Genomic DNA, 12474 nt, shown 5'->3' on the forward strand with positions numbered 1-12474 from the left:
CGGTGTGCGGCGGGGCGGGGCAGACATGGCAGCGTGCCGTCGTCGGGACCAGGGGGTCAGTGGGTATCGCTGATCTGGGTTTGCAGCCCTGCGTCGCGCGTGAAGCGAAAGCGCGACACCACCACGATTTGGTCGGCGCGCTGGCGCATGGCCTGGCTGAAGCGCGCAAACTGCAGGCTGCGCACGATCGCTTGCGCCCGGCTGTCCAGGGGCGGGATACCCGAGCCCTGCACCACCTCGGTGTCGAGCACGCGACCGTCGTGGTTGACGGTGATGGCCATGGTCAGCTCGCCGTACAGCTTGCGTCCGCCCTGTTCGGGGAATTGCGCCGTGCCCCGATCCTCGATGCGCCGGCGCAGCTCGTCGTAGTACAGGGCATAGATTTCCTCGCGCGTGGCCGGGCTGATGTAGCGCTTGCGCGGGCGGGCATTTTCCTCGTTGATGCGCTTTTCGATTTCGGCCAGGGTCTTGAGCAGGGCCTGACGGCGCTGCTCGCGCGCCTGGGCGTCGCTGGCGTCGGCGGCTTCGGGGGCGCTCAACCGGGCGATCTCCTGGCGCAGTTGAGCCAACAGCTGGCTTTGCCGCGCTTTCATCGCTTCGATGCGCTGCTCCTCATCGTCCAGGGCGTCGCCAGCCTGCATCTGCATGGCGGGTGACAGTGGCGAGGTGGCCCGAGCCGCGCGGGCCTGTCCACCACCGGCCAGATTTGCCTGGGCGATGGCTTGCGGCCGTTCGGGGGCTCGTTCCCCCCGCGCGTTGACGAGGATGACCTCCAGCGGGGTGTCCTGCAGCACCCGCTCTGGCCGTAAGGGCGGCGCAAACCGCACCGTCAGCACCGCCGCGTGCACCGTCACGGACAGCGCCAGCGCCCACGGCAGCGGGTCGGCGCGAAAGCGGGCGGACAGCGATGCGAGGGCACGGGGCAGGACCATCGGCGGCTCGCTCCCTGCGTGCGCTACGGGGCAGGGGCTGCCGGTGGCGCGCCGTCGTCCGCGTCCTCCACGGCCACGGCGATCGCCAGCGGCGCAGCCAGCGGTGCTTCCACCTCGCCCTCCAGCGTGTCGTCGGATTCGGCGACGGCTTCGACGTCGCCCAGCTTCTCGATCACTGTGCCGCTTGCCTCCAGCGTGATTTCGTCGAGGGCGCCCAGCCGCACGCGCACCCGCTCGCCGCGTTGCAGCCCATCGGTGCCCAGTGCCGTCAACACCAGTGGCAGAGTCTCTGCGCGCACCAAATTGTCCTTCAGGTATGCGGCCTGCAGCTCGGCGATGCCCTGCTGGCGCAGGTAGCGCAGCGTCCAGTAGCGCTCCATCGTGCTCTGGAACTGGCCATAGGCCGTGTAGGCGGCGTCGAATGCGCTGATGATGGCCAGCAGCGACGTGTCCTTGGGCTTGAACGGGGCAGCCAGCGCGGCGGCAGCGCCGTGGCGCGCGCAGGCCACGATCTGCCACTGGTTGACCAGGTCCGTGTAGCGCCGCAGCGGCGAGGTGCTCCACAGGTAACAGGGCACGCCGATGCCGGCGTGCGGCAGGGCTTTGGTGCCCATGCGCACCTTGATGCCGGGGGCCAGGCTCGCCTGGCTGCGGTAAATCCCCGGTACGCCCAGGCTGGCCAGCCACTGGCCCCAGTGGCTGTTGGCCAGGATCATGGCCTCGGCCACCATCAGGTCCAACGGCGCACCCCGTGCACGCGTGCCGATGAGCACCGTCTCCTCGCCACTCGGCTCCGGGCCCGTGACGCCCTCCAGCTTGAAGGTGTAGTCCGGTCGGGTGAAGGTCTCGGGCCGACCCCGCACCGCCTCGCGTCGCGCCTTGCACGCCTGCGCCAGCCGCCACAGGAAGGCCAACGGCGCGTGCAGCGCGGCCACTTCGGGCGGCGCCTCGGGCGCGCGCGCCGGGTCGTCCAGCCATGCCGCCGTCACCACGGTGTCGAGCTGGTCATGGCGCAGGTTATGTGCGATCGGCACGCGCTCCAGCCGCGTCGTCGCGCCGTGGATCTCCAGCGTCGCCTCGTCAATCGTCAGGTAGAGCGACACCGCCGGGCGCGGGGCCCCCTCCAACAAGGTGTAGGCCTGGACCACCGCGTCGGGCAGCATCGTGATCTTGTGCCCCGGCATATAAACCGTGGACAGGCGCTGGCGCGCCACGGCGTCCAATGCACTGTCCGGCGCGATCGCCAACGCCGGCGCGGCGATGTGGATGCCCAGCGTCACCGTGCCGCTGCCCAGACCCTGTATGCTCAGCGCATCGTCGATTTCGGTGGTGCTGGAGTCGTCGATCGAGAACGCCGCTACCCCGTCGGCCAGCGGCAGGTCCTCGGGCAGGGGAGGTGCCGACAGGTCCGCAAAGCCGGTGCCGCGCGGAAAATACTCGAACAAAAAACGCTGCCAGTGAAACTGGTAGGCGCTGGTGATGGCCCCGGCGCGCTGCAGCAGCGCCAGCGGTGCCAGGTGCGACTCGCGCGCAGCGTGCACCACGGCCTTGTACTCGGGCGCGTTCTTGTCTGGGCGAAACAGGATGCGGTAGAGCTGCGCGCGCACGGGCTCGGGGCAGCGGCCGGCCACCAGCTCGGCTGCCCATGCATCGATTTGTGCCTGTACGGCCTTCTTGCGCTCGATGGCGGCCAGCGCCTGCTGCAGCACCTCCGCCGACGCCTTGCGAAAGCGCCCGCCCTTGCCCGCGCGTCGAAAGTAGTGCGGCGCCTCGTGTAACTTGAGCAATGTGGCCGTCTGTTGCACCACGCTCGGCGGATCGTCGAAGTAGAGCGCCGCCAGCTCCGCGAAGCCGAATTCGTCCTCCGGTGCGAACTCCCATGCAAGGTCGAGGTCGATATCGGCCGCCAACGCCGCGGCCTGCTCCAGCAGCGCCGCCGGCGCTGGCTGCTCGAAGGTCAGCAGCACAAGGGCGCCCTTGACTTTGAGCCGGCGGCCCGAGTCCAATTCGACCTGGACCGATGCATCGGCGCTGGACAGGATGCGGCCGGCATTGAGCTTGCCGGCGTCGTCGAACAAGGCGAACAAGGTAGACAATCTCGCGCGCTGTGGAGGCGGTCGCCATGCGTCCGCCCCAGTTGACAGGGAAAGCGGCTAGTGTAACGACACGGCACCTGAGCGAGTCGGCTCACCATCAGCCGCTCGGGTCAAACGCCCTGGGGAGCAAGGGGTGCGGCGGGCAGTCGGCGCAACAGCGCGCGCAGCGCAGCGCGGTACAGCGGCAGCAGCGCCAGCAGGCTGAAAGCGAGCTTGGTGGCATAGTCCACGGTGGCGATTTCGACCCAGTGTTCGGCCATGAAGGCGTCGGAGCTGCGCCAAAATGCCGCCGAAAAAAAGACGAAGGTATCGATCCACCCGCCGACGGTGGTGGAGGCCGCCGGCGCCACCCACCATGCGCGCAGCCGGCGCAAGCGAGCAAACACCGCAATGTCGGTGAGTTGGCCAACCCCATAGGCCGCAAAACTTGCCAGCGCGATACGGAAGACGACATCGTTGAACGTCGTCAACCCCGACCAGCCGGCGAACCGACCGTCGACGAACAGCACCGACACCAAGTAGGAGGCGAGCAACGCCGGCAGCATGACCCGCGCGACCACGCGCCGCGCCGCGGTGGGGCCGAGCAGCCGCACCGTCAGATCCGTCAGCACGAACACGAGCGGGAAGGTGAACGCTCCCCAGGTGGTGTGTACGCTGCCGATCTGAAACGGCAGCTGCACCAGCACATTGCTGGCAGTGATGACCAGCATATGCAGCAGCGCCAGCACCGCCAGCACGCGCGGCATCCGCTGCGGGGAAAGCGAGTAAGCGGAGTGCGGCGTCGCCGCCGCGGCAACGAAGTCCATCGACAATCCTTTTTGATGAGTGGGGTAAGGGAACCCACGCCGGCCGCTGTGGCCGGCTTGGAAGACGCGAACTGTACTACAGCGCGCTGCGCGCTGGGCACGGGCGTCAGCCGAGCATCGTGCGCCAGATGCCGCGCGCCCAGCTCCAGGCGGCGCTGCCAGAGCGCGCGCTGGGCTGCGGATCGACGGTAAAGCGCAACTTGGGCGCCTCGCCCGGCTTGAACGTCGTGACGACATTGACGTTGATCGCCTCGTCGTGCGAGGTGGCGGCCCAGCAAATGCCCAGGGGCAGATCGATTTCGCCCTGCGTGGCAGGGGCAGCCTCGCCGCGCAGACGCCGCGCGATCTCCTCGCCGACCGCACGGCCCTGACCGAAGGCGACTTGACCGCTCTTGGGCTGCGGACTGCCCTGCGCATCACCGATGACGAAAATCCGCCCATCGGCCTTGGCTTGAAAGGTGGGCAGCTCCACCTCGGCCCAGCGCTGGCCCAAGCCCGATTGCCGGATCAGCGGATGGGCGCGCATCGGCAGCACCAGGTTGGCATGATCGAAACGCAGCGCGCCCTCGCTGGTTTGCAGCGTGCGCTGGCCGGCATCGACCGCCTGCAACTCGACGTTGGAGCGGTAGTCGATGATGTCGGCATAGGCCTTGAGCGCCCCCAGAATCGGCTGCGCGGTCGGCGCTGGTGTCGGTGCTGCATTGGCATCCAAAAAGACGATCTTGCCGCGCACGCCACGCCGCTTGACCTGCTCGGCAATCAGCATCGCCCGCTCGTACGGCGCCGGCGGACAACGATACGGCGGCTTGGGTGCACTCATCACGAAGGTGCCGCCTTGGCCCAAAAAGCGCTCCACCTGCGCGCGTACCGCCGGGTGTTCGAAAGCGCGAAAGCCCACCGGCAGCGCCTCGCGCGCGGCGGCAAAGCCGGGCAGGCTCTCCTCCATGTACTCGATGCCGGGCGACAGAACCAGATAGTCATAGCGCAGCCGCTGGCCGCTGGCCAATGCGACCTCGCGCCGGTCCCGCTCGATGGCCTGCACGCGATCGCGTATCCGCTTGACCCCCGGCAGCGCATCGACACGCTCATAGCCGTGCAGCAGGTCTTCCAGCTTGCCGACGGTGGCCACATAGTGCCCACTCATTGGGCAGGACATGAAGCGCTCGTTGGGCTCCACCAGCGCGATGTCGATCCCCGGCTGCGCCGCCAGTGCGCGCACCGCGCCAAGTCCACCCCAGCCCCCGCCCACCACCACCACCTGGGGGCGCGCCTGTCCGATGATGCTGCCGCATCCGGCCAACCACGCCGCGGAGCCGGCCGCTAAACCGGCTTGCAGCAAGCGTCGGCGCTGCCACGGGGGGGTGTTGGCGCCGTTCGCTTCGGACAAGGTAGAGGGCAAGTTGTGCGGGCTTGGTGTCATGGGCTTCCTCCTGATGCGGCGGGTGATGACTGCGCAGGCTTGACGAAACGCAAGCCGTACTGGGTATCGGTATCGTAGGAACAGAGGGCCCCGGCGTAACCAGGGATTACCCGCAGCCAGACGCGCGTCGTCACCCCAAGCCCCGCACCACCTCCAGCGCCTCCTCGACGCGCGCTACGCCGTGCAGCGCCAGACCCTCGGTGGCGCGCACAAACGCGGCGTCGGGCTTGCGCGGCAGGTTGGCCGTGGGCACCACCGCGACCGTCATGCCAAGCTTGGCGGCCTCTTTCAGCCGCTCCTGCCCGCGCTGCGCCGGGCGCACTTCGCCGGCCAGGCCCACCTCGCCGAAAGCAACGAAGCCGCGCGGCAGCGCGCGCCCGCTCAGGCTGCTGGCGACGGCCAGCAGCACCGCCAGGTCCGCCGCTGGCTCGGCGATGCGCACGCCGCCGACGGCATTGACGAACACATCCTGATCGCTGGTGGCGATGCCGGCGTGGCGGTGCAGCACCGCCAGCAGCATCGCCAGGCGATCGCGCTCCAGGCCGACGCTCAAGCGCCGTGGAGCGGGACCGCCGGCGTCTACCAACGCCTGCACTTCCACCAACAGCGGGCGCGTGCCCTCCAGCGTGGCCAGCACGCAGCTGCCCGGCACCGGTTCGCGATGCTGACTCAAAAACAGCGCGCTCGGGTTGCCCACGCCTCTGAGGCCCCGCTCGGTCATCGCAAACACGCCCAGCTCGCTGACCGCGCCGAAGCGATTTTTGATTGCCCGCACCAGGCGAAAGCTGCTGTGCGCGTCGCCCTCGAAATACAGCACCGTGTCCACCATGTGCTCCAGCACGCGCGGGCCGGCGAGCGCTCCGTCCTTGGTGACATGGCCGACCAGCACCAGGGTGGCGCCGCTGTCTTTGGCGGTGCGCGTCAGCAGCGCGGCGCATTCGCGCACCTGTGCCACCGAGCCCGGGGCCGAGGTGAGCTGTTCGGTGTAGACGGTCTGAATCGAGTCGATCACCGCCACCGCAGGGCGTTGCTGCTGCAGCAGGGCCAGGATCGCCTCCAGCCGGATCTCCGCCAACACCGGCACCTGGCTGTCGTTTAGGCCCAGTCGGCGCGCCCGCAGGGCCACCTGCGCGCCGCTTTCCTCGCCAGTCACATACAGCGTCGCCAGCCCGGTGCGCTGCAGCGCATCCAGCGCTTGCAGCAACAGGGTCGATTTGCCGATGCCCGGGTCGCCGCCGATGAGCACCACCGCACCGGGTACCACGCCACCGCCGAGTACCCGGTCGAGCTCGGGCAGCCCGGTGGGTGTGCGCGCGACATCTGCAGCCTCGATGTCGGCCAGCCGCGCCAGCGTCCCCTCCGCCGCCAGCCCCTGCCGCAGGGCGCTCATGCGTGTGCGCGCCGCAGCGGGGGGTTGCGGGGCCAGGACCGTCTCTTCCAGTGAGTTCCAAGCGCCGCAGTGCGGGCAGCGCCCGTGCCAGCGCGGGGTGCTGCCGCCGCAACTGCGGCAGAGAAAGCGGGTGCGATCCTTGGTCATGGCTCAGGCCAGTCCCAGATGCGCCAGCAGCACGGGCAGGTGGGCGTCGAAGTCGCTCAGCGCGTGGTCGCTGCCGGGCACGATATGGTGGTGGCTGCCAGGGTAGCGCGCCACCATCTCGCGCCAGTCGAGCACCTCATCACCGGTGGCGGCGATCAGCAGCACGCGCTCGGGGTGCGGCAGTGCGCCGATGGCGAGCTGGCGCAGCTCGTCCACGTATTCGGGGCGGAAGAAGATGCGCTCGGCCGGGTCGTGCCACGCCGGGTGCTCGCCGATGTGGCGCGCGAGGTCCCGCGCCGGATCGACGGCGGGGTTGATCAGCACGGCGCGCCAACCGCGCTGCGCCGCCAGCCGGCTGGCGTAGAAACCGCCGAGCGAGGAGCCGACCACGGCGGCGGTCGCCTTCGGCCAAGCGGCCACGGTGGCCTCGATCAGGGCCCAGGCGGCGGCCGGGCTGGCCGGCAGTTGCGGGCAGGCCCAGTGCACCTGCGGGTGGCGCGCGGCCAGCTGCGCCGCCAGGCGCTGCGCCTTGAACGAGCGCGGACTCGAGCGAAAGCCGTGTAGGTACAGCAGGTGCGTGGCGGACGGGACGGGGGTAGAAGCCGGGGCATCCATGGCGCGCAGGATAATCCAGCTCTCATGGCCGTCGTCATCCAAAAACCCCCTGTGCTCAGCCGCATCGCGCCGTGGGTGCGCGGCTTCGATGGGCAGTTTTTGCTCGCAGTCGCGTTGCTGGCCGCGATCGGCCAAGTGGTCATGTACTCCGTGGCGCACGACATTGCGGGGCGTTATCTGGACCATTTGCGCAATCTGCTGATCGCCGCGGGCGTCATGTGGGTGGTGTCGCAGATTCCCCCTCAGCGGCTGCAGGCGCTGGCCGTGCCGGCCTATGGGGTGGGGGTCGTTCTGTTGCTTGCCGTGGAGCTGTTTGGCGTGACGCGCAAAGGTGCGCAGCGCTGGTTGGATCTGGGCGTCATCGCCATCCAGCCCAGCGAGCTGATGAAGATCGCCATGCCGCTGATGCTGGCCTGGTGGTTTCAGCACCGCGAGGGGCGGCTGGGCACATGGGACTTTTTGGTTGCTGGGGCTTTGCTGGCCGTACCCGTTGGGCTGATCCTGAAGCAACCCGATCTGGGGACAGCCCTGCTGGTGCTGGCCTCGGGCCTGTTCGTGATCTTTTTTGCTGGCCTGAGCTGGAAGCTGATCGTGCCGCCCCTGGTGTTGGCGGCCGTGGGCGTGGTCACCCTGATCGTGATGGAGCCGCAGTGGTGCGCGCCGGGTGTGGACTGGGTGGTGCTGCATGAGTATCAGCGCCAGCGCGTCTGTACGCTGCTCGACCCCACCAAGGATCCGTTGGGCAAGGGTTTTCACATTCTGCAGGGCATGATCGCCATCGGCTCGGGGGGGCTGTGGGGCAAAGGCTTCATGCAGGGTACCCAGACGCATCTGGACTTCGTGCCCGAGCGCAGCACAGACTTTATCTTCGCTGCGTTTTCCGAGGAATTCGGCTTTCTGGGCGTGCTGGGCTTGTTGGCGGCCTACACCTATTTCGTGGCGCGTGGCCTGATGTTGGCTGCCAACGCTTCCACGCTGTTTGGCCGCCTGCTGGCCGGGGCGTTGATCCTGGTGCAATTTGTCTATGCCTTCGTCAACATGGGCATGGTCAGCGGCATTCTGCCGGTGGTGGGGGTGCCGCTGCCATTTTTGAGCTATGGGGGGACGGCGATGGTGTCGCTCGGCGCCAGCCTGGGCATCATCCTGTCGGTCGGGCGCCACAAGCGGCTGGTGCCGGCCTGAGCCGTCGTTGCGGGTTTGGCCGCGCTGCCTACAATCCGTGCATGATTGCCGTTGAACCGACTCTGCAGCGCCTGGCCACGGCGCGCTCCCTGCTGCTCGAGCCGTATGGCTTGGATGAGGGCCATTTGCGCCGCGCGCTGTCGGCCATTCTCGCCCCGGGTGTCGACGATGCCGATCTGTACTTTCAGTACACCCGCAGCGAGGGCTGGAGCCTGGAGGAGGGTATCGTCAAGAGCGGCAGCTTCAGCATCGACCAAGGCGTGGGCGTGCGCGCAGTCAGTGGCGACAAGACGGCGTTTGCCTACTCCGATGATTTGTCTTGGGCTGCGCTGCATGAGGCAGCGCAGAGCGTGCGCGCCATCGGCCGCCAGGGGGGCAGCCAGACTGCCCGTCTCAGCCGGCGTCGCCCGCGTGCTGTGGTGGCTCCTTCGCGCCAGTTGTACGCCGCGCACGACCCGATCGGCACGCTGGACAGCGCGGCCAAGGTGGCGTTGCTGGAGAAGATCGAGCGCATGGCGCGTGGGCGCGATCCGCGCATCGTGCAGGTGATGGCAGGGCTGGCGGCCGAATATGACGTGGTGTTGGTGGCGCGCGCCGACGGTGTGCTGGCTGCGGATGTGCGCCCGCTGGTGCGGCTGTCGCTGACCGTGATTGCGCAGCACGGTGAGCGGCGCGAGGTTGGCTCCTCCGGCGGAGGCGGGCGGTTTGGACTGGACCACTTCGACGACGGCGTGCTGATGCGCTATGTGGACGAGGCCGTGCAAGCCGCGCTGACCAACCTGGAATCGCGCCCCGCCCCGGCGGGCGAGATGACGGTCGTGCTGGGCCCCGGCTGGCCCGGCGTGTTGCTGCACGAGGCGGTGGGCCACGGGCTGGAGGGCGACTTCAACCGCAAAGGCTCCAGTGCATTTGCCGGCCGCATCGGCGAGCGGGTGGCCGCCAAGGGGGTGACGGTGCTGGACGACGGCACGATCGAGGGCCGACGTGGATCGCTCAATGTGGATGACGAGGGCTGTGCCAGCCAGCGCACGGTGCTGATCGAGGATGGTATTTTGCGTGGCTATATCCAGGACCGGCTCAATGCCCGCTTGATGGGGGCTGCGCCCACCGGCAACGGCCGGCGCGAGAGCTACGCGCACCTGCCCATGCCGCGCATGACCAACACCTATATGCTGGCCGGCGACTGCGATCCGCAGGAGATCCTCGCCAGTGTGCGCCGGGGTCTGTATGCCACCCACTTCGGCGGCGGGCAGGTGGACATCACCAGCGGCAAATTCGTGTTTTCGGCCAGCAGCGCATGGTGGGTGGAAAACGGCCGACCGCTCTATCCGGTCAAGGGTGCGACCCTCATCGGCAGCGGACCGGAGGCGCTCAAGCGGGTGGTCATGATCGGCAACGACCTGGCACTCGACAGTGGGGTGGGCACCTGCGGCAAGGAGGGCCAGAGCGTGCCGGTCGGGGTGGGCCAGCCGACGCTGCGGCTGGATGGCCTGACAGTCGGGGGGACCGCCTGAATCGGCGGCGCAGCCGTAAACGCTCAGCCCGCCGTTATACTAGCTGTGTTATATTGGCTGTCATGCAGGTACAAAAGCGCGGTTTTTACTTTGGCTACTTTTGGTTCTCATGCGTCACCGACGGCAGAGAGGTCTGAATGCGCCCAGTAAAAGCCCCTGAACTCCAAACCGTCGGTCCCCACCGGCGGTTTTTTTTCGCCTGTTCTGCCCCCGTTTAACTCCCTCGAAGGAGAGTCCCCGCCATGAGTCCGAGCCCCACCAAGGCCAGCAACACCGATGTCTGGTATCCCCATCCGGCCGACCGCACCAGCCAGACCGACGACCAACGCATCGAGGACATCACCGTGCTGCCGCCGCCCGAGCACCTGATCCGTTTCTTTCCGATCCGCGGCACCGCGATCGAAAAGCTCATCACCCACACCCGCCGTACCATCCACCAGATTTTGCATGGCAAAGACGACCGGCTGCTGGTCATCATCGGGCCGTGCTCGATCCACGATCCGGCTGCGGCCATGGAGTATGCGCGGCGCCTGAAAGAGCAGCGCGATCGCTTCGCCGACCGGCTCGAAATCGTCATGCGCGTCTACTTCGAAAAGCCGCGCACCACGGTGGGCTGGAAGGGCTTGATCAACGATCCGTATCTGGACGAGAGCTTTCGCATCGACGAGGGGCTGCGTATCGCGCGCCAGTTGCTGATCGAGATCAACCGCCTGGGGCTGCCGGCGGCCAGTGAATTCCTCGATGTCATCAGCCCGCAGTACATCGCTGACTTGATCTCGTGGGGTGCGATCGGGGCGCGCACCACCGAGAGCCAGGTGCATCGCGAGCTGGCCTCGGGCCTGTCGGCACCGATCGGCTTCAAGAACGGCACCGACGGCAATATCCGCATCGCCACCGATGCCATCCTGGCCGCCAGCCGGCCGCACCACTTCCTGTCGGTGCACAAAAACGGTCAGGTGGCCATCGTGCACACCAAGGGCAATCCGGACTGCCATGTTATCTTGCGCGGCGGCAAACTGCCGAACTACGATGCCGACAGTGTCGCCATCGCCTGCCGACAACTGGCCGACGCCAAGCTGCCCGCGCGTGTGATGATCGACTGCAGCCACGGCAACAGCCAAAAGCAACACGAGCGCCAGATCGAGGTCGCGCGCGACATCGCACAGCAGCTGTCTGGCGGCTCCGACCGGGTGTTTGGCGTCATGGTCGAGAGCCATCTGCATGCCGGCGCGCAGAAATTTACCCCGGGCAAGGACGATCCGTCTGCGCTGGAATACGGCCGCAGCATCACCGACGCATGCATCGATTGGGAGGCGTCGGTGCAGGTGCTGCAGACGCTGGCCGATGCGGTGGCGGCACGCCGCACGCGCCGGCGCTGACGGCCGAGCGCGCCAGCGTGTACGATTGGCGTCATTTTCTGATCCAACGGAAGTCGCCATGCGCAACCATGTGATCGTTCACTTCGGGGCCGACCGCGAATACACCCTCGACCTCGACGAGGTGCAGCCCATGCCGCACGACCTGGCGCGCCAGTGGCTGGATCAGCAATTTACCGAGTTGGGCTGTGAGCCGTTGCGCTTGAGCGGCAAGGTGCTCACGGCGGACAAGCTGCTGGCCATCGCTCAGGCCGTCGGTGAGGTGCGCTTCTCCGATCCCGCGCACCGGCCGTGGGCCATGGTCTATGCCCGCGCGGCCAGCAGCCTGCTGGCCAAGCCGGTCATCAAGGTGGATGTGCCCGGCATGTCCGTCGGCTACTGAATCGCGTCGGTGTGCGCATTGGCCGCGAGTCGGTGGCGGGTCTTGCTCGATGACGGTGCCTAGGGCGGTGATCAGGGCCGGAAGGACTCCATCGTGGTCCGTTGGCTGACGTTCTGGGGGGGAGCTGCGCTGGTCGACGCGGCCGGCTCCGTCGTGCCGTTGTGCAAACGCGATCCCCGCAGCGCGCTTTTGTTGGCTTATTTGGTCCTGCTCGGTCGCAGGGAGCCGCGTCGTCGGCTCGCGCAGGCGTTTTGGCCCGCGCAGGCGTTTTGGCCTCATTTCGGGCTGGACGGTGGTTTGAGCTGCCCGCCGTTTTTCGTCTTCCAGGAGCCGATGGTAGGCATCGAGACCTGAAGGACGAGAGATGAAGACAATTCCGAAGCAGGAGCTCACGGCCGAGGTTCAAGGAACAGGCCGTCGAGCACGCCTAGGCGGTGGGCATCGTGGTGGCCGCCAGGGAGCTGGGCCTGGTCGAACAGGCGCTGCGCAACTGGGCGAAGGCGGCCGAGGCGGGCAAGCGCGTGGGCGCCGGCGTGCTCTGTCACAGCGACCGTGGCAGCCAGTACGCCAGCCAGGCCATGACGGCCAGGCTCAGCGAGTACGGCATGACCGCC

Annotated in this window: 11 protein-coding genes and 1 pseudogene; 6 read left to right on the top strand and 6 right to left on the bottom strand. The window is 67.8% G+C overall.

Annotated elements, in window-relative coordinates; translation table 11 throughout:
• Nucleotides 1-56: 56 nt before the first annotated feature.
• The 6 genes from P3W97_RS10065 to P3W97_RS10090 form a co-directional block, all read right to left on the bottom strand.
• Nucleotides 57-932, bottom strand: a complete 876-nt coding sequence (locus P3W97_RS10065; protein ID WP_300846354.1) for an energy transducer TonB — start codon at nt 930-932, stop codon at nt 57-59.
• A 23-nt stretch (nt 933-955) separates the two neighbouring features.
• Complete coding sequence (locus P3W97_RS10070; RefSeq protein ID WP_300846374.1) at nt 956-3019, bottom strand: RNB domain-containing ribonuclease; 2064 nt, start codon at nt 3017-3019, stop codon at nt 956-958.
• A 119-nt stretch (nt 3020-3138) separates the two neighbouring features.
• On the bottom strand, nt 3139-3834 hold the full coding sequence (locus P3W97_RS10075; protein ID WP_300846356.1) for a 7-cyano-7-deazaguanine/7-aminomethyl-7-deazaguanine transporter: 696 nt from the start codon (nt 3832-3834) through the stop codon (nt 3139-3141).
• 106 nt (nt 3835-3940) lie between these two features.
• Entirely contained in the window at nt 3941-5254 is a 1314-nt protein-coding gene (locus P3W97_RS10080) for an FAD/NAD(P)-binding oxidoreductase (protein WP_300846358.1), read from the bottom strand.
• Nucleotides 5255-5384: 130 nt separating this feature from the next.
• Nucleotides 5385-6791: a DNA repair protein RadA gene (radA, locus tag P3W97_RS10085; RefSeq protein ID WP_300846360.1), complete on the bottom strand. Its 1407-nt coding sequence runs from the start codon at nt 6789-6791 to the stop codon at nt 5385-5387.
• Between the two features lie 3 nt (nt 6792-6794).
• Entirely contained in the window at nt 6795-7406 is a 612-nt protein-coding gene (locus P3W97_RS10090; protein WP_300846362.1) for a YqiA/YcfP family alpha/beta fold hydrolase, read from the bottom strand.
• Between the two features lie 24 nt (nt 7407-7430).
• Between P3W97_RS10090 and rodA the strand changes: the two genes are divergently transcribed.
• The 6 genes and pseudogenes from rodA to P3W97_RS10120 form a co-directional block, all read left to right on the top strand.
• Nucleotides 7431-8588, top strand: a complete 1158-nt coding sequence (gene rodA, locus P3W97_RS10095; protein ID WP_300846364.1) for a rod shape-determining protein RodA — start codon at nt 7431-7433, stop codon at nt 8586-8588.
• A gap of 41 nt (nt 8589-8629) precedes the next feature.
• Nucleotides 8630-10102, top strand: a complete 1473-nt coding sequence (gene tldD / locus P3W97_RS10100; protein WP_300846366.1) for a metalloprotease TldD — start codon at nt 8630-8632, stop codon at nt 10100-10102.
• 242 nt (nt 10103-10344) lie between these two features.
• Nucleotides 10345-11481: a 3-deoxy-7-phosphoheptulonate synthase gene (locus P3W97_RS10105; RefSeq protein ID WP_300846368.1), complete on the top strand. Its 1137-nt coding sequence runs from the start codon at nt 10345-10347 to the stop codon at nt 11479-11481.
• 58 nt (nt 11482-11539) lie between these two features.
• On the top strand, nt 11540-11860 hold the full coding sequence (locus tag P3W97_RS10110; RefSeq protein ID WP_300846370.1) for a hypothetical protein: 321 nt from the start codon (nt 11540-11542) through the stop codon (nt 11858-11860).
• 93 nt (nt 11861-11953) lie between these two features.
• A complete protein-coding gene (locus tag P3W97_RS10115) occupies nt 11954-12214 on the top strand; it encodes a hypothetical protein (RefSeq protein WP_300846372.1) in 261 nt (86 codons plus the stop codon).
• A 10-nt stretch (nt 12215-12224) separates the two neighbouring features.
• Nucleotides 12225-12393, top strand: a pseudogene (locus P3W97_RS10120) (transposase); the annotation flags it as partial.
• Nucleotides 12394-12474 lie beyond the last annotated feature (81 nt).

It is taken from the genome of Tepidimonas sp., assembly GCF_029335975.1.
Classification (GTDB): Bacteria; Pseudomonadota; Gammaproteobacteria; order Burkholderiales; family Burkholderiaceae_C; genus Tepidimonas.

Excerpts from the sequence above, each read along its gene's own strand:
- P3W97_RS10065 (WP_300846354.1), bottom strand. The coding sequence starts at position 932 with ATGGTCCTGCCCCGTGCCCTCGCATCGCTGTCCGCCCGCTTTCGCGCC.
- P3W97_RS10075 (WP_300846356.1), bottom strand. The coding sequence starts at position 3,834 with ATGGACTTCGTTGCCGCGGCGGCGACGCCGCACTCCGCTTACTCGCTT.
- P3W97_RS10080 (WP_300846358.1), bottom strand. The coding sequence starts at position 5,254 with ATGACACCAAGCCCGCACAACTTGCCCTCTACCTTGTCCGAAGCGAAC.
- radA (WP_300846360.1), bottom strand. The coding sequence starts at position 6,791 with ATGACCAAGGATCGCACCCGCTTTCTCTGCCGCAGTTGCGGCGGCAGC.
- P3W97_RS10090 (WP_300846362.1), bottom strand. The coding sequence starts at position 7,406 with ATGGATGCCCCGGCTTCTACCCCCGTCCCGTCCGCCACGCACCTGCTG.
- rodA (WP_300846364.1), top strand. The coding sequence starts at position 7,431 with ATGGCCGTCGTCATCCAAAAACCCCCTGTGCTCAGCCGCATCGCGCCG.
- tldD (WP_300846366.1), top strand. The coding sequence starts at position 8,630 with ATGATTGCCGTTGAACCGACTCTGCAGCGCCTGGCCACGGCGCGCTCC.
- P3W97_RS10105 (WP_300846368.1), top strand. The coding sequence starts at position 10,345 with ATGAGTCCGAGCCCCACCAAGGCCAGCAACACCGATGTCTGGTATCCC.
- P3W97_RS10110 (WP_300846370.1), top strand. The coding sequence starts at position 11,540 with ATGCGCAACCATGTGATCGTTCACTTCGGGGCCGACCGCGAATACACC.